The 24,396-nt window shown below is 47.7% G+C and carries 21 protein-coding genes; 2 read left to right on the forward strand and 19 right to left on the reverse strand.

What is annotated here, in order from left to right:
- Positions 1-4 precede the first annotated feature (4 nt).
- Positions 5-2,563 carry a DUF294 nucleotidyltransferase-like domain-containing protein gene (locus L3Q72_RS11910; protein ID WP_275130165.1) on the reverse strand — a complete coding sequence of 853 codons (2,559 nt, stop codon included), beginning with the start codon at positions 2,561-2,563 and terminating at the stop codon, positions 5-7.
- Between the two features lie 395 nt (positions 2,564-2,958).
- Between L3Q72_RS11910 and L3Q72_RS11915 the strand changes: the two genes are divergently transcribed.
- Positions 2,959-4,419, forward strand: coding sequence for a DUF3360 family protein (locus tag L3Q72_RS11915; protein ID WP_275130166.1), 1,461 nt, complete (start codon positions 2,959-2,961; stop codon positions 4,417-4,419).
- 72 nt (positions 4,420-4,491) lie between these two features.
- Here the strand turns inward: L3Q72_RS11915 and guaA are convergent, their stop codons facing one another.
- Together guaA and guaB are read right to left on the reverse strand one after the other, a co-directional pair.
- Positions 4,492-6,072 carry a glutamine-hydrolyzing GMP synthase gene (guaA, locus tag L3Q72_RS11920; protein ID WP_275130167.1) on the reverse strand — a complete coding sequence of 527 codons (1,581 nt, stop codon included), beginning with the start codon at positions 6,070-6,072 and terminating at the stop codon, positions 4,492-4,494.
- 119 nt (positions 6,073-6,191) lie between these two features.
- A complete protein-coding gene (gene guaB, locus L3Q72_RS11925) occupies positions 6,192-7,658 on the reverse strand; it encodes an IMP dehydrogenase (protein ID WP_275130168.1) in 1,467 nt (488 codons plus the stop codon).
- A gap of 261 nt (positions 7,659-7,919) precedes the next feature.
- On the opposite strand from guaB, the gene xseA reads away from it, so the two are divergent.
- Positions 7,920-9,266, forward strand: coding sequence for an exodeoxyribonuclease VII large subunit (gene xseA / locus L3Q72_RS11930; RefSeq protein WP_275130169.1), 1,347 nt, complete (start codon positions 7,920-7,922; stop codon positions 9,264-9,266).
- Between the two features lie 425 nt (positions 9,267-9,691).
- Here xseA and L3Q72_RS11935 read toward each other — a convergent pair whose 3' ends face one another.
- From L3Q72_RS11935 to iscA, 16 genes are all read right to left on the reverse strand, one after another.
- The gene (locus L3Q72_RS11935) at positions 9,692-9,919 is read right to left on the reverse strand and encodes a zinc ribbon domain-containing protein (RefSeq protein WP_275130170.1); all 228 of its coding nucleotides are present in this window, start codon (positions 9,917-9,919) and stop codon (positions 9,692-9,694) included.
- Between the two features lie 326 nt (positions 9,920-10,245).
- Complete coding sequence (gene der / locus L3Q72_RS11940) at positions 10,246-11,733, reverse strand: ribosome biogenesis GTPase Der (RefSeq protein ID WP_275130171.1); 1,488 nt, start codon at positions 11,731-11,733, stop codon at positions 10,246-10,248.
- Between the two features lie 147 nt (positions 11,734-11,880).
- Positions 11,881-13,038: an outer membrane protein assembly factor BamB gene (gene bamB, locus L3Q72_RS11945; RefSeq protein ID WP_275130172.1), complete on the reverse strand. Its 1,158-nt coding sequence runs from the start codon at positions 13,036-13,038 to the stop codon at positions 11,881-11,883.
- Positions 13,039-13,049: 11 nt separating this feature from the next.
- A complete protein-coding gene (locus L3Q72_RS11950; RefSeq protein ID WP_275130173.1) occupies positions 13,050-13,667 on the reverse strand; it encodes a YfgM family protein in 618 nt (205 codons plus the stop codon).
- An 11-nt stretch (positions 13,668-13,678) separates the two neighbouring features.
- Entirely contained in the window at positions 13,679-14,947 is a 1,269-nt protein-coding gene (gene hisS / locus L3Q72_RS11955; RefSeq protein WP_275130174.1) for a histidine--tRNA ligase, read from the reverse strand.
- 25 nt (positions 14,948-14,972) lie between these two features.
- Positions 14,973-16,097, reverse strand: coding sequence for a flavodoxin-dependent (E)-4-hydroxy-3-methylbut-2-enyl-diphosphate synthase (ispG, locus tag L3Q72_RS11960; protein ID WP_275130175.1), 1,125 nt, complete (start codon positions 16,095-16,097; stop codon positions 14,973-14,975).
- A 9-nt stretch (positions 16,098-16,106) separates the two neighbouring features.
- Positions 16,107-17,042 carry a cytoskeleton protein RodZ gene (gene rodZ / locus L3Q72_RS11965; protein ID WP_275130176.1) on the reverse strand — a complete coding sequence of 312 codons (936 nt, stop codon included), beginning with the start codon at positions 17,040-17,042 and terminating at the stop codon, positions 16,107-16,109.
- Positions 17,039-17,785 carry a type IV pilus biogenesis/stability protein PilW gene (gene pilW, locus L3Q72_RS11970; RefSeq protein ID WP_275130177.1) on the reverse strand — a complete coding sequence of 249 codons (747 nt, stop codon included), beginning with the start codon at positions 17,783-17,785 and terminating at the stop codon, positions 17,039-17,041. The genes rodZ and pilW overlap by 4 nt, the downstream gene beginning before the upstream one ends.
- A 60-nt stretch (positions 17,786-17,845) precedes the next feature.
- Complete coding sequence (locus L3Q72_RS11975) at positions 17,846-18,964, reverse strand: bifunctional tRNA (adenosine(37)-C2)-methyltransferase TrmG/ribosomal RNA large subunit methyltransferase RlmN (RefSeq protein WP_275130178.1); 1,119 nt, start codon at positions 18,962-18,964, stop codon at positions 17,846-17,848.
- Positions 18,965-19,170: 206 nt separating this feature from the next.
- A complete protein-coding gene (gene ndk / locus L3Q72_RS11980) occupies positions 19,171-19,602 on the reverse strand; it encodes a nucleoside-diphosphate kinase (protein ID WP_275130179.1) in 432 nt (143 codons plus the stop codon).
- A gap of 78 nt (positions 19,603-19,680) precedes the next feature.
- Positions 19,681-20,973, reverse strand: a complete 1,293-nt coding sequence (pepB, locus tag L3Q72_RS11985) for an aminopeptidase PepB (RefSeq protein WP_275130180.1) — start codon at positions 20,971-20,973, stop codon at positions 19,681-19,683.
- Between the two features lie 141 nt (positions 20,974-21,114).
- Entirely contained in the window at positions 21,115-21,309 is a 195-nt protein-coding gene (gene iscX / locus L3Q72_RS11990; protein ID WP_275130181.1) for a Fe-S cluster assembly protein IscX, read from the reverse strand.
- Positions 21,310-21,311: 2 nt separating this feature from the next.
- Positions 21,312-21,650 carry an ISC system 2Fe-2S type ferredoxin gene (gene fdx / locus L3Q72_RS11995; RefSeq protein ID WP_275130182.1) on the reverse strand — a complete coding sequence of 113 codons (339 nt, stop codon included), beginning with the start codon at positions 21,648-21,650 and terminating at the stop codon, positions 21,312-21,314.
- Positions 21,651-21,664: 14 nt separating this feature from the next.
- Positions 21,665-23,515: a Fe-S protein assembly chaperone HscA gene (hscA, locus tag L3Q72_RS12000; RefSeq protein WP_275130183.1), complete on the reverse strand. Its 1,851-nt coding sequence runs from the start codon at positions 23,513-23,515 to the stop codon at positions 21,665-21,667.
- A gap of 22 nt (positions 23,516-23,537) precedes the next feature.
- The gene (gene hscB / locus L3Q72_RS12005) at positions 23,538-24,041 is read right to left on the reverse strand and encodes a co-chaperone HscB (RefSeq protein WP_275130184.1); all 504 of its coding nucleotides are present in this window, start codon (positions 24,039-24,041) and stop codon (positions 23,538-23,540) included.
- 2 nt (positions 24,042-24,043) lie between these two features.
- On the reverse strand, positions 24,044-24,367 hold the full coding sequence (iscA, locus tag L3Q72_RS12010) for an iron-sulfur cluster assembly protein IscA (RefSeq protein WP_275130185.1): 324 nt from the start codon (positions 24,365-24,367) through the stop codon (positions 24,044-24,046).
- Between the last annotated feature and the right edge of the window lie 29 nt (positions 24,368-24,396).

Here is a 24,396-nt window from a genome sequence, read left to right on the forward strand (position 1 = left end):
TTTCTTACAGAAAATCCCGCTGCACTTTTTCGTGGAACAGCACAATACGACTTAACACATTTTTTAAGTTTTTCTGCTCAAGGTAAGTCAGATCATTGATGGCTAAAACATCATTCACTTTTCGCAGATCCGTGTACTCAATAATTTGATTCATAAACCGCAGATGCCAGATATGATCAAAGATATAGACCATCTCACGGAAGGTTTTAGGATCAATCTCTTCCAGGGCTAACATGCTTTTCAGTCTGGCCATGGTATTAATTTCCCGGATATCATGCTTAAGTGCATAGAGGCGACAGAAAATCTCCATCGGTCTCAGGCAATCTTTCAGGTTGATCGACTCCCGGCCTTCATAATCTTCCGTTTTAATCTCATCGGCGGTATTCAGCGGCACTTCATAGGACAGACAGTTTTGAGCATAAGTCGGCAGAAACTGCGGATGTTTCTGCAGCAGAGACTGAATATGTGACTGAATACCATCAACCAACGCCGCTTCTCCATAAGTTGAGCGGATATCAAAAAAGACATTCAACTCAAGAATGGAGTCCGGCGAAGCCTGCTCTACCCAGACACTGAAGTTCTCTTCCCACTCTTTCTGGCTGAGGCACCACTGATGGTTTGATGCCATAATCAAACCGTCACAATAGCTGTACCCCGCCTGATTCAGCATGGCGCAGACCTTTTCTGCCAGGTGCAAAAAGTAGCGTCGGATGGACTTAAGATCAGCGTCATCCGGCGTTTCAAATACAATAGCATTATCCTGATCGGAGAAAAGCGTCATATCATGACGGGCATTGCTGCCAAAGGAGATAAATGAAAACGGCACCGGCGGTTTGCCGATATCGTCAATGGTGAGATCGATAAAACGGCAAATGGCCGCATCATAGGTACTGCCGATTAGGCGGCGCAGATAATCAGGACGAGTTCCGGTTTCTATCATATCCCGGATTAATTCAGGAAGCTGATTCAGTGATTCCACCACCTGCCCGTGATTACTGCCTTTTTCTATCTCAGTAACAATATTGCTGCTTACCTTCTGATAATCGGAGTGCTGATTAATGGCCCCGAAGCTGCCACCATATATCTTGCGGACTATCGGGCGAAATGAAATGACGTGTCCGAGTTTTTCTGACAGAAAAATCTTGGAGGTACTCAGGATAATATCAAACTGCTTGCCACTTTTGGTCTGGATCTGAGCTTCAAACTCTCCCGGTTCACAGGCGTGATTAAACAGTTGCAACAGGTGATGAAGCACCTCAGTATTGCGGGGGTTATCAGAAAAGAGTGCTTTCCAGATGGAGTGCGATTTCAGCTCTGTGTCCGTATATCCCAGTAACTGATGTAAGCGGTTATTTGAAAAGATAATCTTCCCGTCCGCCTCAAGAATATAGCCCTCGTTTGAAGACTCAACCAAGGCCCGGTATCTGTCTTTAGCCTCATGCAGAGCCAGTTCGGCGCGTTTCTTACGGTTTTCAATCGCCTTAGACTGAGACATTACGTAGCCCATCATCACGGCAAGCCCGATGGTTATAGCAAAAAATACCCGATACAGGGTGCTTTCAAGACGGTCGATGCTCTGCTGTACATCTTCAAAATAAACCCCGGTACCAATAATCCACTGCCACTCCCCGACACCTTCTACATAAGTGATCTTTGGTGCTGTGATACTCGGGTCGTCTTTCCATTGCCATTGATACTCAATAAAACCGTGCTGAGAAGACTTAACCAGATTGGTTATCTCGACAAACACAGGAAAGCCAGTCTTACTCTCGCTGTCAGTGTAGTGCGTTAAATCCTGCCCTTTCAGGTCACTGCGGTAAGGGTGCATCACCATTTTCGGATGCATATCGGTAATAAAGAAATAATCCTTATTTTCACTGCCGTAGCGCATGGCTTTGATATCCGTGGCAGCCTGGCGTTTAGCTTCTTCCAGACTTAATACACCTCGCTGCTCCAGAGCAACATAGCTGTCGACAATGCTAACCGCCGTGGACGTCAGCTCTTTCAGCATCTGGCGCTTTTGTCCAAGCATGGACTCTTCCACCAGAGGCACAATGACATAAATAATGGAGGTAACAAAAAGCAGAATAGCGACAATGGTTGGCAGTACAATCCGGAAGCTAAAGTTAGTGAATGTCTGCTGCTCTTGCTGCTCAGTTGCGTGCAAACCATCAAAATAATCGGCAAGCTCACTGGCATCAAGCACTTCGACTAACTCTTCGCGGTGCGCGGCATCATGGTATCTGGCGGTAAAGGTGCCATTTTCAAAATCGGTACGCGATGGCAGATAACCATCATAGTCATCACGGATATGGGTTTCAAAAACGTCCTTGATCTGCTGGTTGGTGTACTTATCACCAAACTCTTTAACCGCCTCAGCGAGCGCTTCCTTACAATGGCGAAAACGGCGGTGATCGTAAGGATCATAATCCACATTGCTTGCCATTCTCATCGAATGGTCTTTCCCGCCATAATCAAAAAAACCGTCAATCCATTTATGGATATCTTCCGCACGAACACCAAAAAGTTCTTCTGTGCGGTCAGCATGCTCAGATAGCTTCATTACATATAACCTGGTTGCATTTAATTAGTGTCATTAAAGCCATTTACGCCATACTGATAAATTAATCAAAAAATGTGCGCCAGCTTGCAAGTCCAGTCAAAAATGACACATTACATTCGTGCTTCAGGGTATAAATTACCCCAAATCAATAATTCTAACAATTAGCTTTCTAGACTACGATTAATGTAGTGAATAGTATTCTAGCGGGAAGGTCGTTACCTTCCTGATATTCAACATCGAAAAATGCCAACTGTCTTTTCCCTCTTCATTAACTTAATGGAGATGCATGGTAGCGTCTGGGATGTCGTCTCGTACTGGTCGAAGGCCAGTATACCAAGCGCAAGTGGAATTTGATCGGATATGGCAGGACTCGAAACCTTATAAGGAATGACTAAATGTCTAAAAAAAGCAAGACTTTTTATAAAGATATGCGTCGTAAGGCGCAAGAATTTGAAAGTCGCGAAGAGTTTCTTAATCACGATCTGAAGATCATGAATTTCCGTCGCTGGGGTATCCACCTGCCCTCACGTGACTACAGTATCGAGATAGAAGACTGGGTGCCAGCCCTGGCTGCAACCATTGGTAAAGTTGTGATGGTAACCGCTATGGTTGCCGTATTTGCTGCGCAGTTTGGTCTGTCGCCTGAATTTGTAGCAGAAAACGTACGTTATGAGCTGCTTATTGCCGGCGCTCTGTTTGTAATTCTGTTCTCTGCAATCTTAAACCCTAACTCAAACCTGGCCGGTACCCACGGGCCAATGATACCGCTTATACCACTTATCGCCGCAGCGGGCGGACACCCGCTGGCACTAGGGATAATGGTATGTGCATTCGGTTTAATTCTGGCTTATACCAAGGGCGGCTCTAAACTGATGACACTGACCGGGGTCGGTGTACGTGGCGGCCTGCTTATCTATCTGGGTGCGGTTGGTCTGATCGGTCAGATCAATAAGACCGAAGCCTGGGCAGCAAGCACTGATCAGGGTTATATCTCATTTGCGGTCATCGGCATCACAGTGATGGTTTACGCTTATCTGGCGAAAATCAATAAACGCTGGATCGCGATTCCGCTCTGTTCTCTGATTGCAGGTATTGTTGCCTACGTTCTGGGTGCTGAGTTTGCCTTTACAACAGAACCAGGTCTGCCTCACTTCAGCCCATTCTACTGGTGGGGTGAAGATACAGGCTGGCAGTTGGGCTGGCCAAATCTGGAACACTTTATTGCAGTAACACCATTCGCAATCCTGGCGGTTGCTATGTGGTCTCCGGACTACCTTGGTCACCGCGTATTCCAGGAGCTTAACTACCCGAAAGACGCTAAAGGCGTACTGATGGATGTGGATGACACCATGATGGTTGCATCTGTTCGTCAGGGTGTAGGTTCACTTCTTGGTGGTGGTAACCTTGCCTCTTCATGGGGTACCTACATGATTCCTGCAGCAATCGCTAAGCGTCCGATTCCGGGCGGTGCACTACTGACTGGTCTTATGTGTATCGCAGCAGCGGTAATCGGCTACCCGATGGATCTGGCAATGTGGGAGCCGGTTCTGCGTGTTGCTCTGATCGTTGGTGTGTTCCTGCCACTGCTTGAAGCGGGTATGCAGATGATCCACAAGCACAAAGACTCTCTGAGTGCGGGTATCTGTATCTTTGCGTGTGCTTTCGTTAACCCTGTATTTGGCTGGGCAACGACTATGCTGCTGGACAACATGGGCCTTATCGGTGACCACGAGCGTGCTAAAGAACTGTCAGCTAAAGACAAGTACCTGATCCCGGGTGCGGCGTTTATTATCTGTGTTGGTTCACTGGCAGTTGTTGGTCAGCTACCGGGTATCCCTGCTCTGATTGGTGGTTAATCAGTTCAGGTTATCTGATACGAAAAAACCAGCCGAAAGGCTGGTTTTTTTATGCAAGCTTGAAGCTCTAACTTATTCCCACTCGATAGTCGCTGGTGGCTTACCAGAGATATCGTAAACAACACGTGAGATACCGTTAACTTCGTTGATGATACGGTTAGAAACCTTACCAAGGAAGTCGTATGGCAGATGCGCCCAGTGCGCTGTCATAAAGTCGATGGTCTCAACAGCACGCAGAGAAACAACCCAGTCGTACTTACGACCATCGCCCATAACACCTACAGAGCGAACCGGCAAGAATACGGTGAATGCCTGAGATACCTTGTGGTAAAGATCTGCATTGTGCAGCTCTTCAATGAAGATAGCGTCCGCACGGCGAAGCAGGTCACAGTACTCTTTCTTGATCTCGCCAAGAACACGTACACCCAGACCAGGCCCAGGGAACGGGTGACGGTAAAGCATATTGTACGGAAGACCCAGCTCAAGACCGATCTTACGAACTTCATCTTTAAACAGTTCACGAAGTGGTTCAACAAGACCCATTTCCATATCTTCCGGCAGGCCGCCTACGTTATGGTGAGACTTGATTACGTGCGCCTTACCAGTCTTAGAAGCCGCTGATTCGATAACGTCAGGGTAGATAGTGCCCTGAGCAAGCCATTTAGCGTTTTGCAGTTTCTTCGACTCTTCATCGAATACTTCTACAAACACGTGACCGATGATCTTACGCTTCTTCTCAGGATCCGCTTCACCTTCAAGTGCTTTCAGGAAACGCTCTTCAGCATCAATATGAACAATGTTCAGACCGAAGTGGTCACCGAACATCTCCATAACCTGCTTGCCTTCATCAAGACGCAGCAGACCGTTGTCTACGAATACACAAGTCAGCTTGTCACCGATTGCGCGCTGAACCAGCATAGCAACAACAGATGAGTCAACACCGCCAGACAGGCCAAGGATAACTTCGTCATCACCTACCTGCTCTTTAATACGGGCAACCGCATCGTCAATGATTGACTGAGAAGTCCATAGCTTTTCACAGCCACAGATATTCAGAACAAAGTTTTCCAGCATACGCATGCCCTGACGGGTGTGCGTTACTTCTGGGTGGAACTGAACGCCGTAGAAGCGTTTCTCTTCATTAGCCATTGCAGCGAAAGGACAGCTGTCAGTTTCTGCAACTTTTACAAAATCAGAAGGGATAGCAACCACTTTGTCACCGTGGCTCATCCAAACATCCAGAAGCGCATTACCGTCTTCTGCGATTGCGTCTTCAATGTTCTTAAACAGTTCACACTGCTCAATCACTTCTACCTGAGCGTAACCAAATTCACGCTTGTCTGTTGCCGCTTCAACTTTACCGCCAAGCTGCTCAGACATGGTCTGCATACCGTAGCAAACACCAAATACAGGAACACCTGCGTTGAAAACATACTCAGGAGCACGTGGAGAGTTATCTTCCGTTACACTTTCCGGACCACCAGAAAGGATAATACCGTTAGGATTGAATTCACGGATATCCGCTTCATCAACATCCCAGCTCCAAAGTTCACAGTAAACACCGATCTCACGAATACGGCGGGCAATAAGCTGCGTGTACTGAGAGCCAAAATCTAAGATAAGAATTCGTTGGTCATGAATGTTCTTTGTCATTTTCTATTCCCGAAAAATGCTTTTTGCTCCTCCCCTTTTAAGGAGAGGCTGGGAGGGGTTAGCTCAGAAAACTTAACCCCCTCTGATTCCCCCTTTAAAAAGGAGGAGAACCGAAAACCTTAGTTACCTAGACGGTAGTTAGGCGCTTCCTTAGTGATCTGTACGTCATGTACGTGCGACTCTTTCATACCCGCACCAGAAATACGTACAAACTCAGCTTTAGTGCGCATATCTTCGATAGTCGCGCTGCCAGTCAGACCCATTGAAGAGCGAAGACCACCCATCTGCTGGTGAACGATCTCTTTCAGGCGGCCTTTGTATGCGATACGGCCTTCGATACCTTCAGGAACCAGCTTGTCTGCTGCATTATCAGTCTGGAAGTAACGGTCAGAAGAACCCTGAGACATAGCGCCAAGCGAGCCCATACCACGGTAAGCTTTGTAAGAACGGCCCTGGTAAAGAATAACTTCACCCGGCGCTTCTTCAGTACCGGCAAACATTGAACCAACCATTACACAAGATGCACCAGCAACGATGGCTTTACAGATATCACCAGAGAAACGGATACCGCCGTCAGCAATAACCGGAATACCGTACTGTGCAGCAACTTCTGCAGCGTCAGAGATAGCGGTAACCTGAGGAACACCAACACCGGTTACGATACGGGTGGTACAGATAGAGCCAGGGCCGATACCAACTTTAACAGCGCTTACGCCAGCTTCTATAAGAGCAAGAGCACCAGCACCTGTTGCTACGTTACCACCGATGATATCCAGATCAGGATACGCTTCACGGGTTTCACGGATACGGTTTAGTACACCTTCAGAGTGACCGTGAGAAGAGTCGATAAGCAGAACGTCAACGCCCGCTTCAACAAGAGCAGCAACACGCTCTTCGTTACCAGCACCTGCACCAACAGCAGCACCTACGCGAAGACGGCCTAGCTCATCTTTACATGCGTTTGGTTTTTTCTCTGCTTTGTGGAAATCTTTCGCTGTGATCATACCCGTTAGCTGGAAATCATCGTTTACTACAAGAACTTTCTCAACACGAGCTTCGTGCATCTTCTCTTGAACTTCTTCACGAGATGCACCTTCTTTAACAGTTGCAAGACGCTCTTTCGGAGTCATTACCTTATCTACTGTTTTGCTCAGGTCAGTTACAAAACGAACGTCACGACCAGTAATGATACCAACCAGTTCATTGTTATCAGCAACTACAGGGTAACCTGCAAAGCCATTTTTCTCTGTAAGCTCAAGAACTTCAGCAATAGTGTTTGTTGGCTTAACGGTAACAGGGTGAGCAACCACACCTGCTTCGAAAATCTTAACCAGGCGAACTTGACGCGCCTGCTCTTCAATGGACATATTCTTATGAATAAAACCAATGCCGCCTTCCTGGGCCAGAGCGATTGCAAGACGTGCTTCCGTAACAGTATCCATCGAAGCTGAAAGCATCGGGATATTCAAAGTGATGTTTTTAGTCAGGCGGGTGCGAAGATCCGCTGTATTAGGAAGAACGGTAGAGTGTGCAGGGACTAGCAGAACGTCATCAAACGTTAGTGCTTCTTTTGCGATTCGTAGCATTGCAATATCTCTCAAAAAAAGGTTAAAGACTTAAATAACTTCCTCTGTCGTTTCGCATAACAGAGGATATATAAATAACAACTCCACTAAAAATCCTGACTTCAGGATGCTTAGTGGAGTTGTCATCTGTGATATTGCAGACGGATTATACGCAGAACGCAATCGATTAGCCACTCATTTTTTTAATTTTTATTTGCATTCCACCCCTTGATATGTATTATATTGCCGCTAATTCCTATACTCACGTCCTGTGGTATCCAAGTGTCCTTTCGAGATCAAGTCCTTAGCAAAAACAAAAACATTTTTACTGTCTCGCGTTTAAATGCCGAAGTTCGTCTGCTTCTTGAAAACGAAATGGGCATTGTCTGGCTGGTTGGTGAAATATCTAACTTTTCTGCACCGGTTTCCGGCCACTGGTACTTCTCTCTTAAAGATTCCCGCGCTCAGGTTAAGTGCGCTATGTTCAGAGGGAACAACCGCCGCGTTACCTTTAAGCCTGTAAACGGTAATCAGGTACTGGTTAAAGCCCGCCTTTCACTCTATGAACCGCGTGGTGACTATCAGCTTATCGTTGAAAGCATGCAGCCCGAAGGTGATGGCCGTCTTCAGCAGGAGTTTGAAAAGCTGAAAATGCAGCTGGCCGCTGAGGGGCTTTTTGCTCAGTCACAAAAACAGATACTGCCTGAACACCCAAAATGCGTGGGTGTGGTCACTTCTAAAACCGGTGCTGCGCTGTTTGATATTCTGGATGTGCTTAAAAGGCGCGATCCAACCCTTCCGGTTATTGTCTATCCAACCATGGTTCAGGGTGAAGAAGCGGCTATTCAGATTGCTCAGGCGATTGGCTGTGCAAACAGTCGTAATGAATGTGATGTTCTGATCGTCGGACGTGGTGGTGGCTCGCTGGAAGACCTCTGGTGCTTTAACAATGAAATCCTTGCCAGAACCATAGCTTCTAGCCAGATTCCGATTATCAGTGCAGTGGGGCATGAAATTGATGTCACTATTGCTGATTTTGTTGCCGATGTAAGAGCACCAACTCCTTCTGCTGCTGCTGAGCTGGTCAGCCGGGATCAGAGCCATAAGGTGCAGGCTCTGGCCTCCAGAGTGGCAAAGCTTAATCATGGAATAAAAAGCTACCTTTCAGAGCAGCAGTTTGTTGTTCAGAGACTGACTCATAAGCTGGAAAAACAGCATCCGACCTATCGCCTTGAAAAGCAGAGCCAACAACTGGATGATCTGGAGTTCAGGCTTCGTAATGCGGTGGAGTCACGTATCCGTTCTGAGCGCAGTAAATTAAACGCCCTGAGCCACAAGCTGGATCTGAACTCTCCTCAGAAACTTCTCAGTAGTCAGAAATATCAGCTACTTCAGTCTCAGCAAAGGCTGACAGACGCTATGGAGAAAAAGCTGCTGAAAACCCGCCACGCACTTGCAATGGCAGCCGAAAAGCTTGAAACCGTAAGCCCGCTGGCGACGCTTAAACGTGGTTACTCCATCACTAAAACAGAAGATGGCAAAGTGATTACCAAAGCCTCAGATACGAAAAAGGGTGATCTGTTGATCACCCAGTTAGCTGACGGGGAAGTTCGTTCTACTGTGAGCTGACAGTTGATCGTACTATGAACATCCGGTTGTTATTCCGTAAAAACGCCGCAAGTACGTCCATGTAGGCTCCAACTTTTCTTCCCTGAAAAGTAGGTTTTACTCCACAACAACCGGATATTCATGCAAGCTCCTCAGATCGCTGAACGCCAATAATCTGCTTCTTATACACAAATGCTAAAGTGGCCAGAGAACGGTTCTCCCCCTTGAGCGAAAAGCCTAACTGGTTGATAAAGCCAATAGAAGGGGGAGTTAGAGGGGGTTGGTTATGCCATGCATGGTTAAACCACCAAAACTTAAACCCATGAGAAACAACCCCTCCCAGCCTCCCCTTCGATGTTACTTCCTCGAAAAACCGACCTTTCGAGACTAAGGGGAGGAGCACCTTTGTCCCCAGTAACTTGTGTACAAGAGTCAGGCCGCTCTCTTTAAATCACCTGAAACTCATATCTCACACGGCTCTTAGACTTCTGCTCATTACAGCTATTACAGAAGTAACTCACCGCACCACAAGCCTGAAGCTTTTCCAGTTCCGCGTCGCAGTCAGGGCAGAAAGCGATCTTTTTATAGTTCACCGCGCAATCTTCACACCTGAACGAACTGCCATCCCATTCAAGCTCTTTCTCACATGTTGGACATAGGTTTTGATTCGACATTTAACTCACCATTTTAGATTTCTAATACCAGATAGCTCTTTTGGTTTGCCATGATCTTTATAAGATCATCGGCAAAATCAATTTTGATCAGCGATCTGCCTCATTAAGAACATTTATATAACCACACCCCGAAAGCATAAGTTACATATCCTGTTTTTGCATTTCATACAGAATAAAACTTCATACGAACTTATAAAAACCTAAAGATCGAAGTTATTTATAAATAAGATCGGTTTTCACCAAATTCAAAATCACTGAATTTGTAATTTATACGGTTTTTTATGCTTCCAAAACAAAAATAGCGCCAAAGGCGCTATTTTTAACTGTTACTTTTTACGGTTCTTAAGCATTCCCATCAGGCGCTTTTTCTTACGCTCCTGAGAAAGTGTCAGCTTACCGCCCTTGTTTTCATAAGGGTTCTCGCTACTCTGGAATTGAATGCGGATAGGTGTCCCCATAATTTCCAGTGAGCGGCGGTAGTAGTTCATCAGGTAGCGCTTGTAGGAATCAGGCAGCTCATTTACCTGGTTACCGTGGATAACTACAATTGGCGGGTTATAACCACCTGCGTGTGCGTATTTCAGCTTAACACGGCGGCCACGTACCAGCGGCGGCTGGTGATCGTCAGTTGCCATCTTCATAATACGGGTCAGAACAGAAGTACCTACGCGCGTCGTTGCCGACTTATAAGCTTCCTGTACAGACTCAAACAGGTGACCAACACCGGTTCCGTGCAGTGCAGAGATAAAGTGAATGCGGGCAAAGTCCACAAAGCCAAGACGACGGTCCAGCTCTTTCTTCACATACTCTTTTACTTCAGAATCAAGGCCATCCCACTTGTTTACGGCGATTACGATTGAACGGCCAGCGTTCAGAGCAAAGCCAAGCAGGCTCAGATCCTGATCAGAGATATTCTCACGCGCATCGATAACAAGAAGAACAACGTTAGCATCTTCTACTGCTTTCAGCGTCTTAACGACAGAGAACTTCTCAACCGTTTCATTAATACGCTTACGACGGCGTACACCAGCAGTATCGATAAGCACGTACTCACGGCCATCACGCTCCATCGGAATATAGATAGAGTCACGGGTGGTGCCCGGCATGTCATATACCACAACACGCTCTTCACCAAGAATGCGGTTAGTCAGGGTAGATTTACCTACGTTCGGGCGACCGATAATTGCCAGCTTGATAGGCTGATCCTGCAAGCGGTTAAATTCAGCTTCAGCCTCTTCCTCGGTGTAATCCAGCTTCTCTTCTTCGGCATCTTCAAATCCGGTAAGATCTTCAATCTCACCTTTTGCCTGTTCAATCATCTCTTCCGCAAACGGGTTCAGAGCACGGTCGATAAGTGCGCCAACACCACGGCCATGAGCAGCAGCGATCTGATACATGTTATCCATACCCAGTTGCCAGAATTCAGCACTTGCCGCATCAGCATCAATACCGTCAACCTTGTTCACCACAAGCATTGCAGGCTTTTCCAGCTTTCTCAGGTGCATAGCAATCGCTTCATCAGCGACGGTCAGACCGGCACGGCCGTCCACCATAAACAGAACCACATCAGCTTCATCGATCGCCGCCAGTGACTGCTCTGCCATTTTGGTTTCCACACCTTCTTCAGTGCCGTCGATACCGCCGGTATCAATTACAATGAACTCGTGTTCGCCCAGCTTCGCCTGACCGTATTTACGGTCGCGGGTTAAGCCGGGAAAGTCTGCTACCAGAGCGTCTCTGGTACGGGTCAGACGGTTAAACAGCGTTGATTTACCAACGTTAGGGCGTCCGACAAGTGCTACAACAGGAATCATAACAACCTCTAAATTTTCAATGCCTCGGGAAGTTATAGGTAAATCCGCTTTTATTTACCTTTAGCTTCCAAAAATAAAATAGCCCCTGACCATCCAGTCAGGGGCGCGAATCATATCACACTTTTTTGATCGTGTAGATCTTTCGTCTTAGTCGATCTTCAGCTTCTTCACATCACCATTTCTGGTAACAATAAGATAGCCTTCATCCAGCTGAACAGGGCCTACAGCAAAACCGCTGCTGTTCACCATCTGCTGAGCAACAAACTCACCGGTAGTGCGATCAATCCAGTGCAGGTAACCTTCGCTGTCACCAACAACCAGATAGCCGTCAATGATCTCAGGCGCGGTTAGCTGGCGGTACTCAAGTAAGTCGTTAGTCCAGATTTCTGTTCCGCTTCTGGCATCAACTGCTGCAAGGTGATCTTTATCCGTCAGCACATAAATTCTTACGCTGTCTGTCGCCATGTTGGATGCGGAAGAGTAGTTACGCTTCCATTTGGCTGATCCTGAGCGCAGGTCAATCGCAATAAGTTGTCCGTTAAAGCCAACCGTATAAAGCGTGCTGCCAAGAATGACAGGCGATGCATCTGAGTCAACCAGTCTGTCAATTTCAGTGGCACCTTTTGGTGTACCGACAGGCTGTTGCCAGATAAGCTGTCCGCGGCTGACGATAGCAGCAGCAAGACGACCGTTCGCCGTACCCCAGAAAATACCGCCGGAAGCGGTTGCCGGAGTACTGTCACCGCGTAGTGTCAGGTTTGGCACTTCAGTACTGATAGTCCATGCCTGTTCGCCCGTCTCAGCATCAAATGCCGTTAACATGCCTCTGGTGGTGTTGACGATAACATAGTTGCTGTCCGTTACCGGCTTAGCCAGAACCTCACCGGGTACCGGGCTGCGCCACAGCTCTTCACCGGTTTCCTGATCAAGGGCGATAACCTCACCATTTTCAGAACCGATAAACAACTTACCGTAAGAAGCCGTTAAGCCACCAGACAGACGTGCTAACTCCTCGCCTTCCAGATCTGCTTCCCAGATAAGCTTACCGTTTTCCGGGTCCAGTGCCTTCACTCTACCGTCACGGCTGGCTACAAACACCTTTTCATACTCGAATTCAGGTGCCAGTTTAGAGAAGTACTGACCAACACCGTTACCAACGGAAGCAGACCACACTTTATCCGGCGTAAACTCACTCTTAACCTGAGGAAGCGGTGCCATGATAATTGTGTCTTCTTCACTGGAACATCCGGCTAAACCAGCCATTACCAAAGAACCTAAAAGTACCCGGGTGAGAATCTTCTTCATTACATCAACCCTTATCTGGCAAGGTCATCCAGTTTCATCTGAATACTCTGGCTTGCATCGCCAGCTTGCTGCGCTTCTGTGTATGCGCTGTAAGCGCCATCTGTATCACCTTTACGCAGCAGAAGGTCGCCCTTAAGCTCAGCTACGCGTCCGCTCCATGAAGAAGCTTTGATTGAAGCCAGTTCGCCCAGCGCAGCATCAAGCTCGCCTTTTTCACCCATAATGCGTGCAGTACGGTATGAAACCAGAGGAAGGATCGCTTCATCTTTGGTATTGCTTTTAACCCAGCTAAGCTGCGCCAGAGCGTTATCAAGTTCACCCGCTTCAACCTGAACCCGTGCCAATTGAAGTGCAGCCAGAGCCGCATATTCAGTCTCTTTGTTCTGCTCTATAAAGCTTTGCGTTACAGGAGCAGCTTCCAGACCTTGCTCTGCCAGAGTTTCAATCGCTACCGTGTAGCTCTCTGATGCCGCTTCTTTCGCTGCAATCACAGAGTCCTGATAGTATTGCCAGCCTAAAATGCTGCCCAGACCAATAACGCCACCAAGAATGACGGCTTTACCATTCTCTTTCCACCAGTCTTTAATGGCTTCAACCTGTTGTTCTTCGCTATCGTGCAGTGCTACCACGTCTATTCCTCTTAAATCAATTCAACCAGCTGAGACGCAATTTCCGATTGCGCTACGGTGCGTTGGTCACCGCCAGCAAGATCCTTCAATACCACGGTATTGTCAGCAACCTCGTTCTCACCCAGTACTAATGCTACTGCCGCGCCAACCTTGTCAGCACGCTTGAACTGTTTCTTAAAGTTACCGCCACCAAAGTGATTCATCACACGAAGACCAGGAACCGCTTCACGAAGCTCTTCAGCCAGTTTCATGCCCGCCATCATTGTGCCTTCACCGGCAGTAACTACATATACGTCAACGGCCCTTCTGACATCGTTCAGCTCCAGAGTTTCCAGAAGCAGAACCAGTCTTTCAAGACCCATTGCAAAACCGACAGCCGGAGTCGCTTTACCGCCCAACTGCTCTACAAGGCCGTCGTAACGGCCGCCACCACAAACCGTACCCTGAGCGCCAAGGCTTTCCGTGATCCACTCAAATACTGTGCGGTTGTAGTAGTCAAGGCCACGAACCAGACGTTCGTTAACCTGATATTCGATTCCTGCAGCGTCCAGAAGTTCACACAAACCGGCAAAATGCGCTTTAGAATCTTCATCCAGGTACTCAGACAGCTTAGGAGCGTCCACAAGAATTGCCTGGATTTCCGGGTTCTTGGTATCAAGAACGCGCAGCGGATTGGTGTACATACGGCGCTTGGCATCTTCATCCAGAACGTCCATATGCTGCTCAAGGTGAGCAATCAGAGCATCGCGGTAGTTAGCACGCGCTTCCAGAGAGCCGATAGAGTTCAGCTCTAAACGTACATGCTCAGAAATACCCAGCTCACGCCACAGACGCGCTGTCATCATGATCATTTCTGCGTCTACATCCGGACCGTTCAGGCCGAAGACTTCCACACCAACCTGATGGAACTGACGGTAACGGCCTTTCTGAGGACGCTCGTGGCGGAACATTGGTCCCATGTACCACAGACGCTGTTCCTGGTTGTAAAGCAGTCCGTTTTCAATTCCCGCACGAACACAACCGGCAGTACCTTCAGGGCGAAGTGTCAGGCTGTCACCATTTCGGTCTTCGAATGTGTACATCTCTTTTTCAACTACGTCGGTTACTTCACCGATAGCGCGGCTGAACAGATGAGTCATTTCAACGATCGGCATGCGAACTTCGCTATAGCCGTAAGCACTGATTACTTTCTTTACAGTATTTTCCACTTTCTGCCAAAGTGGAGAGTCAGTCGGAAGGCAGTCATTCATGCCCCGGATTGCTTGGATTGTTTTTGCCACAGTTTTCTTACCGTAATCGTTGAGATTAATTGTTTTCTAGTTGATTGATATCGATTCGCTTTGCTTCATCCAGCATTGCAGCCTTAGCACGAATCTTTGCTTCAAGCTGGTCAACGAGGTTGTCGTTGTCAAAGCGTTCTTTCTGACGCTTACCATCTTGGTAAAATGCGCTTTTTCTGTTACCGCCGGCAACACCAAGGTGCGAGACTTCCGCTTCACCCGGACCATTTACCACACAGCCGATAATGGACACATCCATTGGCGTGATAATGTCTTCCAGTCTCTCTTCAAGAGCGTTAACCGTATTGATAACGTCAAACTCCTGCCGTGAACAGGTCGGACAGGCGATAAAGTTGATCCCGCGTGAGCGAATTCTCAGAGACTTCAAAATATCAAAGCCCACTTTGATCTCTTCCACCGGATCCGCTGCCAGAGAAACACGCAGCGTATCGCCGATACCTTCAGACAGAAGCAGGCCAAGACCGACCGCTGACTTAACCGAACCGGCACGGGCACCACCTGCTTCTGTGATACCCAGATGCAGAGGCTGGTCAATTTTCGCAGCCAGTTGACGGTAAGAGTCTACGGCCAGGAACACATCCGAAGCCTTTACACTTACTTTAAACTGGTCAAAATTCAGTCTGTCCAAAATGTCCACATGACGCATGGCTGACTCCACCAGAGCTTCAGGTGTCGGTTCCCCGTACTTTTCCTGAATATCTTTTTCCAGTGAGCCACCATTGATGCCGATACGGATTGGAATATTCTTGTCACGTGCACAGTCAACAACGGCACGGATGCGGTCTTCTTTACCTATGTTACCCGGGTTAATACGAAGACAGTCAACGCCGTATTCCGCTACTTTAAGGGCAATACGGTAGTCAAAGTGAATATCGGCAATCAGCGGGACAGAAGCCTGCTGCTTAATTTGTTTGAAAGCTTCTGCCGCATCCATAGTCGGAACAGATACCCTGACGATATCTGCGCCCACTTTTTCCAGAGCTTTGATCTGCGCGACAGTTGCTTCAACATCTGTTGTCTGAGTGTTCGTCATCGACTGAACTGCAATTGGTGCACCGTCACCAATTGGCACATCGCCCACGTAAATACGGGTCGATGGTCGACGCTTAATAGGAGATTCGTGTTGCATATTTGATTTCTAAGGTAGAGTAAATCGAGCCACTTTCCCTGAAGTATACCCGGATAGGTCAACAGGTTCACTTGCTAATCTCATCGAAACCGCTTCAGGCGCACCCAGTACAATGCTGTATGGTAACTGACCTTCCACTGTTAAATTTCTGCCGGCTTTCTTCACACCGGTAACCAGAGTCTTGCCCGTGGCATCTTTAACCTGAACCCAGCAATCCGCTGAGAAGTTCATTGATAATGTATTATTTGTCGCGACAACCGGCTCCGGCTCAGAAATCACTTCTGGTTCAGCCGTTTGTTCTTCTTCAACCGCAACTTCCTGAGCAACAGGCTCAGATACCACTGGCTGCTCAGCTTCAATAATTTCTGCTTCTGGCTGCGCAGGCTCTGATGCCACTTCTTCTGCTGTTTCTGTTTTTTCTTCAACAACTGCAGGGGTAATCACTTCCGGCTCAGCAACAGGTGACTCGGAAATATTTAATACTTCTGTTGCTTCAGAAGGAGAAGTTTCCTCTAACGTATCCTGCTTTCTGTTCTGATACCACCAGACCGATGAGATACCAAAAATCGCAATAACAATCACCACCGTCAGTTTCATAATGCGGCTGTCATGCTTGTCACGTTTGGTCTTGCGGCTGAAGCTCTGCATAGACTGAGGTGCATGCTGAGCATCCCCGACACCATCTATGGCGTTCAGAACCAGTTTTTCATCAAGGGAGACCGCTTTAGCGTAAGAACGTAGGTAACCACGGGTGAATGTCGCCACGTGGTCAAAATCTAAATTGTTGTCGTCAATGCTCTGAATAACTGACAGTCGCAGTCTTAGCCGGTCGGCAATTTCTTGTTGTGAAAGGCCTAACTCTTCACGTTTTTTCCGAAGCAGATCCCCTGCCAGAACCTGAACTTCCACTTCTTCTGTCGTTACGTTTTCGTTTTCAGTACTCATCCGCTATGTACTTCTAAATCTGAATAGTCTGGATAGTATCTTTTCAGAGTCTCGGTATATTCCTGAACCAGGCTTTTATTGCCCGCTTGTTGTTCTAACTCTATCAGTAAACCTAAACTCTCCGGCTTATATCCAAACTTATTGTGAAACCTAATAAGTCTGTCCCTGGCCTGTTGGTGCTCCCCCCTTTCCGCTTCCAGTCTGGATAACCGGATTAGAGATTTGTACCTGCCAGGTTCATGATCCAAAGAACGTTTAAAGTAATATTCAGCCTTATTGATGTCATTACTTTTAAGGGCGCACATAGCTGCATTTTCATAGCTATGGCTGGTTAAGTAATAATCTGGCTGCTCAATAGCACGGTTAAAATACTCATCGGCCTTTTGGTACTGACCGCGTTTACACAAGAATGCACCGTAATTATTGAGAACGTCACCGTTCTGTGGAGACTTCCGCAATGCTTTTCTATAAGCTTTCCCGGCCAGATCGTACTCTTTGATCTGCTCGTAAAAGAAAGCTAATGAGTTAAGAGAACGGTAATAATCCGGCGCATATTTCACAGCAAGCTCAAGGTTCTCTCTCGCCCGGATAAGATCACCGGACTGAAAATACCGCAAACCCAGCACAATTCGTGCGTCAGCTGCTTTTACTGCGTCAAATTGACCATTCTCTTTCTGCCCGCTAACTGTAACACATCCAACCAGCAAACAAGCAAGAAAAGTTGAAGTTATACATCTTTTCATGTGGAGTAAATCTCTGTTTTGCAACAGGACACTCCGATGAAACGGATGAAGCTTCGGTTATCAGATTGCTCTGACTGGAATTGGTTCCCCGGAAGCGGCCTGTTTTGTACGTTTTGTACGGTCGATCACATCTCCGACTAACTGACCACATGCTGCGTCAATATCGTCTCCGCGGGTTTTCCGTACCGTCACCGTATTCTCGTACTGCATCAGCGTTTTCATAAAGCGGTCAATACGGGAATTACTTGGCTTGCCATATGGTGAACCAGGGTAAGGGTTGAATGGAATCAAATTGATTTTACAAGGTGTATCTTTTAGCAGCTCTGCGAGTTGTCTCGCATGCTCCATATCATCGTTCACGTGATCAAGCAGTACATACTCAATGGTCACCTTGCCACGGTTGGCATTCGATGATGCGATATAGCGGTGTACAGACTCCAGAAGGGTCTCGATATCCCAGCGATCGTTAATTGGCATAATCTGACGACGGATTTCATCGGTCGGCGCATGTAAAGAGATAGCCAGAGCAACATCAATATTGCCCGTCATCTGATCAAGGCCGGAAACCACACCAGCGGTTGAAACAGTAACGCGACGCTTAGAAAGACCAAAACCTAAATCATCCAGCATAATTTCCAGTGCCGGAAGCAGGTTGTTCATATTCAGAAGCGGCTCACCCATGCCCATCATCACAACGTTAGTGATAGGACGACGGCCGGTTTCTTTTTCAAGGCCAACTTCACGCGCAGCACGCCAAACCTGCCCGATAATTTCAGACACCTTCAGGTTACGGTTAAAGCCCTGCTGAGCCGTGGAGCAGAATTTACACGCAAGCGTACAGCCAACCTGTGAAGAGACGCACAGTGTCGCACGGTCATCTTCCGGAATGTATACGGTTTCCACATCCTGATCACCAACACGCATCGCCCACTTGATGGTGCCGTCAGCAGAGTGCTGCGCATCGGAAACATAAGGCGCTTTAATCTCAGCAACCTTAAGCAGCTTTTCACGAAGCTTTTTGTTCAGGTTGGTCATTTCATTGAAGTCATCACAACCAAAGTGATAAATCCACTTCATAACCTGATCTGCACGGAATGCTTTCTCACCAAGCTCTTCAGCAAAATATTGACGAAGTCCTTTGCGATCAAAATCCATTAAGTTGACTTTTGCAGTGGTCATGTTGCCTCTCAACGACTGTACGGGAATTAAGGGCGCGAATTGTACAGGGTTTAGGCGGAATCAACAAGGGAAAAGGGCCCTGGGTTTATAGGCCCTGGGCCCTTGGAAAGAGGTATTAGTTAAAATTTAGGGAGATAGCTTAACCTTACGGGAAAATTCTTTCCCAGGCACCAGCAGGGCGAAGCCCGATCCCAGGGCCGAGGGCCCTATTCAGGCCTCGGACAAATCTCCGCCTCAGGAAAGAAAAACTCAATCTCCCTGGCAGCCGATACCGGGCTGTCTGAGCCATGCACTGAGTTATAACGCATGCTCAGCGCGTAGTCTGCACGGATAGAGCCACATGTCGCTTTTTCAGGATCGGTGCTGCCCATTAACTCGCGGTAACGCTCGATGGCGTTTTCGCCTTCCAGAACCTGAACCATTACCGGGCCGGAGGTCATAAATGCTTTTAGTTCACCAAAGAATGGTTTCTCTTTGTGCTCAGCATAAAATCCGCTTGCCTGCTCATCTGTCATGTTGATCATCTTAGCGGCAATGATCTGCATTCCGGCGTTTTCAATGCGGTGGTAAATCTCACCAATCAGATTTCGTTTAACTGCATCTGGCTTAATAATGGAAAATGTTCTTTCTACTGTCATAGGGTGTCCTTTTGCTACTTTCTTCGTGCCGCCCGAACCGAGAAAAACATGGGCGGCTCCATTAGATGATTTATTCTGTTATTTAGCCTGAGTGTTAAGGATATTTGCCAGAGTACGGATGCCCATACCTGTCGCACCTGCAGACCACTTATCTGTAGCAGTTTTACGGTAAGTGCCTGCACAGTCAAAGTGTAGCCACCCTTTTTTGTGTTCCTTCACAAAATAGGACAGAAATGCGGCTGCAGTACTGGCTCCCGGCGTGTAATCACCGCTACTGATATTTGAAAGATCAGCAAAACTTGATGACAGCATTCCACGATGGAAGTCAGCCAGAGGAAGCGGCCACAGACCTTCTTTCTCTTCTGCCGCGCTGGTCAGTGCCTGATGAGAAAGTTCTGCATCAAAGCTCATCAGTGCGTGGTAATCATTACCCAGCGCATTTTTAGCCGCACCGGTCAGGGTTGCACAGTCAATGATAAGTTCAGGGTTCTGCTCACTTGCGAAAAGCAGGCCATCAGCCAGAACCAGTCGCCCTTCGGCATCCGTGTTCATGATCTCAACTGTCTTGCCGTTTTTGTATGTGATCACATCACCCAACTTCAGCGCACGGCCGGAAACCATGTTCTCAGCACAGCACAGGATCAGCTTCACGCGCTTGTTCAGGCCACGCATAATTGCCAGACCCAAACCACCGGTAATGGTACCCGAGCCACCCATGTCTGCCTTCATTGCGGTCATAAAGTTTGATGGTTTCAGGCTGTAACCACCCGAGTCGAAAGTAATGCCCTTACCTACCAGACACGCAAATACCGGCGCGTTTTCATCACCCGTCGGGTTGTAGTCCAGCTGAAGCATTGCTGATGTGCGTTCAGAGCCACGGCCAACAGCGTAAATGCCAGTCCAGCCTTCAGTTAGCAGATCTTTATCTTTTACAATCCGGTAGGTAACGTGCTCAGGCGCCAGAGACTTAATAAACTCACCCGCCATAGTTGCAAGCTGACGAGGAGCAACCTCTTCTGCCGGCTTGTTGATAATATCGCGAACCCAGTCAGAGGCCTTGATTCGTGCGTCCAGTTCTTTCTGGTCTTCTTCGCTTAGCGGAGCCCACTCAACTGAAGGGGCTTTTTTAGGAGAACGGTAGCCCTGATAAAAGGCCCAGACCTCTTCCAGCCCCCAGCCTTCGCCCTGAAGTGATACCGATTTAACTCCCTGACCATCCAGCCTGCGTGCACCTTTCTGGATAGCACCTAAATCATGTTTGTCCTTTAGGTGGATGGTTGCACCGTTTTCGCCAAATGAAAGAATGGCATTCTCGCCCCACTGAGGGTCCGCAGCCTGATTTGAAATGTTCACTAACATCTGTGTGGACATAGTAACTCCTTGCCTTATTCGTGGCTTATTGTTCTGTATGATTTTTTTAACCAAGTGATATTAAATTTAAACTATTACAAAAAAAATAGAAGGGCCAACTGCCCTTCTATTTTGCGATAAATATGTTAACCCGCCGAGGTTTTAATCCATTTCATCCATCCAGCAAAGGATAATGGCTTCCAGGATTTTCTCGTTAGAGCGGTTTGGATCGTCGTCAAACTCTTCCAGATCAGTAATCCATTTGTGTAAATCGGTAAAACGTACGTTTTTTGGATCCACTTCAGGAAACTGGTCACAAAGCTCAATGGCGATATCTCTTGAATCAGTCCATTTCATCTTTAATGATCCTCTGCTGCGTGGTTAAGCGTATATTTCGGGATCTCCACAACCAGATCCTCATCAGCCACTTTTGCCTGACAGCTTAAGCGTGATTCCGGCTCAAGTCCCCACGCTTTATCCAGCATGTCATCTTCCAGCTCATCACTCTCTTCAAGTGAATCAAACCCTTCACGGACAATGACATGACAAGTTGTACATGCGCAGGATTTTTCACAGGCATGCTCAATGGTAATTCCGTTTTTTAAGGCAACATCCAGAACGGTTTCGCCAGATTCAGCCTCTAAAACAGCCCCGTCCGGGCACAGCTCTTCATTTGGCAATACGATGATTTTTGGCATCTCTATTCCTCACCTTAAACGTTATCAACAGACTGACCGGCCAGAGCTTTGCGAATAGATTGATCCATTCTTCTGGAAGCAAACTCCTGGCTGGCTTTATCAGTATCTTTAATTCCCTGTTCGATGGCGTCTGCACTGTCACCATTACGAAGTTCAATCAGAGCTTCAATGGCTTTAATCAGCTCATCCCGCTCCTGCTCATTCAGCAGAGCGTCGCCATCAGCCTGCATTGCTGCAATCAGACCTTCGATAACCCGGTCCGCTTCAACGCGCTGCTCAGCCAGCGAACGAGCCAGCATATCTTCTCTGGCATGCGTCATGGAATCCTTCAGCATCTGAGCAACTTCATCGTCACTTAAACCGTAGGATGGTTTCACCTGAATTTCAGCCTGAACTTCGGTACTTTTCTCCATAGCAGTAACAGACAGCAGGCCATCAGCATCCACCTGATAGGTTACCCGGATATGAGCCGCTCCGGCAGCCATCGGCGGGATTCCCTTCAGTGAAAACTTCGCCAGCGAGCGGCAGTCATCCACCATCTCACGCTCGCCCTGAACCACATGCACCAGCATGCCGGTCTGGCCGTCTTTGAAGGTGGTAAATTCCTGAGCCCGTGCCACAGGGATAGTGGTGTTACGAGGGATGATCTTCTCAACCAGACCGCCCATGGTTTCAATACCAAGCGACAGCGGAATCACATCCAGGAGCAGCATTTCTGCATCCGGCTTATTACCCACAAGCACATCAGCCTGGAGCGCAGCACCAATGGCAACAACCTCATCCGGGTTAATGCTGGTCAGTGGTGTTCTGCCAAAGAAATCACCCACCATTTCGCGAACCAGAAGCGTTCTTGTGGAGCCGCCTACCATGACCACTTCCAGAACCTCATCAGCATCCACACCGGCATCTTTAATTGCTCGGCGGCAGGAGAGCAGGGTTTTCTTAACCAGTGGCTGAATAAGAGCTTCAAACTCATCACGGCTAAGCGTACCTTCCCAGCCCAGAACAGAAACATTTACCGATTCAGATTCTGAAAGCGCAATTTTCGCTTCAGTTGCCGCATCAAGAAGGGCACGGTTTTGTTCTGCGCTCAGAGGAGAAGCTAAGCCGGCCTGAGCCTGGAAGTGCTCTGCTACAAGGTGGTCAAAGTCATCACCGCCCAGCGCTGAGTCACCACCGGTTGCCAGCACTTCAAACACGCCTTTCGAAAGGCGGAGAATGGAAATATCAAAGGTACCGCCACCCAGGTCATAAACCGCAATAACGCCTTCCTGACCAGAGTCCAGTCCGTATGCAATCGCAGCCGCAGTTGGCTCGTTCAGCAATCGCAGTACTTTCATACCGGCAAGCGCTGCCGCATCTTTTGTACCTGCACGCTGAGCATCATCAAAGTAAGCCGGAACGGTAATGACGACGCCTTCCGGTTCACCACCAAGTGCTTCTTCCGCCCTTGCGCCAAGTGCTTTGAGAATATCGGCTGACACCTGAATCGGGTTTTTCAGTCCGTTTTCTGTTTTCAAAAGCGGCAGGCCGTTATCACTGGCTTCAAACTGATAAGGCAGGCTTGGATAACGGTTATTGATGTCTGCCAGTGAACGTCCGATAAGACGCTTAACCGACATAATGGTATTGGACGGATCGCTTTGTGCGTTTGCTCTTGCTTCATAGCCTACGCAGCGACCGGTCTGGCTGTACTGAACGACTGAAGGAAGAATCGCACGGCCTTTAGTATCATCCAGAGGCTTTGCTTCACCGCTGCGGACAGTCGCAACCAGTGAGTTGGTTGTGCCAAGGTCAATGCCCACAGCAAGTTTTTGTTCGTGAGGTGCAGGGCTTAAACCCGGCTCAGAAATTTGAAGTAACATTCAGTTTTCCTATCAGAGCAGGTTACCCCAGAAGCTTATCTTCGACCTGCTCTATTTCATTCTTTAGTTTGGCAATAAATTTCAGCTTTCTTACCCTGTCAGCGGCAAGCTCCCACTGAGCATCTTCCAGCTCTTTTTCTGCTTCTGAAATATGGGACTTGTACATTTTGCTGACCCTGGTATCAAAGTCAAAAAGGGCGTCTTCAGATGTGATCTCTTCTAACTCTTCTCTCAGCTCCATCTGTTCCATAAGAAACATAGGGTCACTGATGGTCTGCTGCTCATGACGAAGCTCAATACCATTCAAAGAAAGAATATATTCCACACGGGCAATCGGCTCTTTCAGCACCTGATAGGCATCATTGATTTGAGCAGCTTTCTGCACAGCAAGCAGGCGGTCACGCTCTGAAGCTGTGGCAAAGTTATCCGGATGGAAGCGTTTCTGAAGCTCACGGAAGTGAGTAGAAAGAAGGCTACCGTCCAGCTGAAACTGAATTGGTAGCCCGAATAATTCAAAATGGTTCATCTTTAAACCGTAAAGCTCTCACCACAACCACATTCGTCTTTTACGTTCGGGTTGTTGAACTGGAAGCCTTCATTCAGGCCCTGTTTAACAAAGTCCAGCTCTGTACCCTCAAGGTAAACCAGACTTTTAGGGTCAATAATGATAGTGACCCCTTTGATTTCAAAAACCGAATCTTCTTCATTTAACTGATCCACAAACTCCAGGACATAGGCCATCCCTGAACACCCTGTGGTTTTTACACCTAAGCGTAGACCTAAACCTTTACCCCGGTTATCCAGGAATTTTTTCACGCGGCTTGCTGCTGCGTCTGTCATGTTGATGGCCATGTTACAACCCTATTTGTGCTTCTCAGTTA

It is taken from the genome of Vibrio sp. JC009 (genome assembly GCF_029016485.1).
Lineage (GTDB): Bacteria > Pseudomonadota > Gammaproteobacteria > Enterobacterales > Vibrionaceae > Vibrio.

Excerpts from the sequence above, each read along its gene's own strand:
- hscB (WP_275130184.1), bottom strand. The coding sequence starts at position 24,041 with ATGAACCATTTTGAATTATTCGGGCTACCAATTCAGTTTCAGCTGGAC.
- hscA (WP_275130183.1), bottom strand. The coding sequence starts at position 23,515 with ATGTTACTTCAAATTTCTGAGCCGGGTTTAAGCCCTGCACCTCACGAA.
- pepB (WP_275130180.1), bottom strand. The coding sequence starts at position 20,973 with ATGTCCACACAGATGTTAGTGAACATTTCAAATCAGGCTGCGGACCCT.
- ndk (WP_275130179.1), bottom strand. The coding sequence starts at position 19,602 with ATGACAGTAGAAAGAACATTTTCCATTATTAAGCCAGATGCAGTTAAA.
- iscX (WP_275130181.1), bottom strand. The coding sequence starts at position 21,309 with ATGAAATGGACTGATTCAAGAGATATCGCCATTGAGCTTTGTGACCAG.
- L3Q72_RS11975 (WP_275130178.1), bottom strand. The coding sequence starts at position 18,964 with ATGACCACTGCAAAAGTCAACTTAATGGATTTTGATCGCAAAGGACTT.
- bamB (WP_275130172.1), bottom strand. The coding sequence starts at position 13,038 with ATGAAGAAGATTCTCACCCGGGTACTTTTAGGTTCTTTGGTAATGGCT.
- guaB (WP_275130168.1), bottom strand. The coding sequence starts at position 7,658 with ATGCTACGAATCGCAAAAGAAGCACTAACGTTTGATGACGTTCTGCTA.
- L3Q72_RS11910 (WP_275130165.1), bottom strand. The coding sequence starts at position 2,563 with ATGAAGCTATCTGAGCATGCTGACCGCACAGAAGAACTTTTTGGTGTT.
- rodZ (WP_275130176.1), bottom strand. The coding sequence starts at position 17,042 with ATGAGTACTGAAAACGAAAACGTAACGACAGAAGAAGTGGAAGTTCAG.
- pilW (WP_275130177.1), bottom strand. The coding sequence starts at position 17,785 with ATGAAAAGATGTATAACTTCAACTTTTCTTGCTTGTTTGCTGGTTGGA.
- ispG (WP_275130175.1), bottom strand. The coding sequence starts at position 16,097 with ATGCAACACGAATCTCCTATTAAGCGTCGACCATCGACCCGTATTTAC.
- L3Q72_RS11935 (WP_275130170.1), bottom strand. The coding sequence starts at position 9,919 with ATGTCGAATCAAAACCTATGTCCAACATGTGAGAAAGAGCTTGAATGG.
- fdx (WP_275130182.1), bottom strand. The coding sequence starts at position 21,650 with ATGCCAAAAATCATCGTATTGCCAAATGAAGAGCTGTGCCCGGACGGG.
- der (WP_275130171.1), bottom strand. The coding sequence starts at position 11,733 with ATGATTCCTGTTGTAGCACTTGTCGGACGCCCTAACGTTGGTAAATCA.
- iscA (WP_275130185.1), bottom strand. The coding sequence starts at position 24,367 with ATGGCCATCAACATGACAGACGCAGCAGCAAGCCGCGTGAAAAAATTC.
- guaA (WP_275130167.1), bottom strand. The coding sequence starts at position 6,072 with ATGACAAAGAACATTCATGACCAACGAATTCTTATCTTAGATTTTGGC.
- L3Q72_RS11915 (WP_275130166.1), top strand. The coding sequence starts at position 2,959 with ATGTCTAAAAAAAGCAAGACTTTTTATAAAGATATGCGTCGTAAGGCG.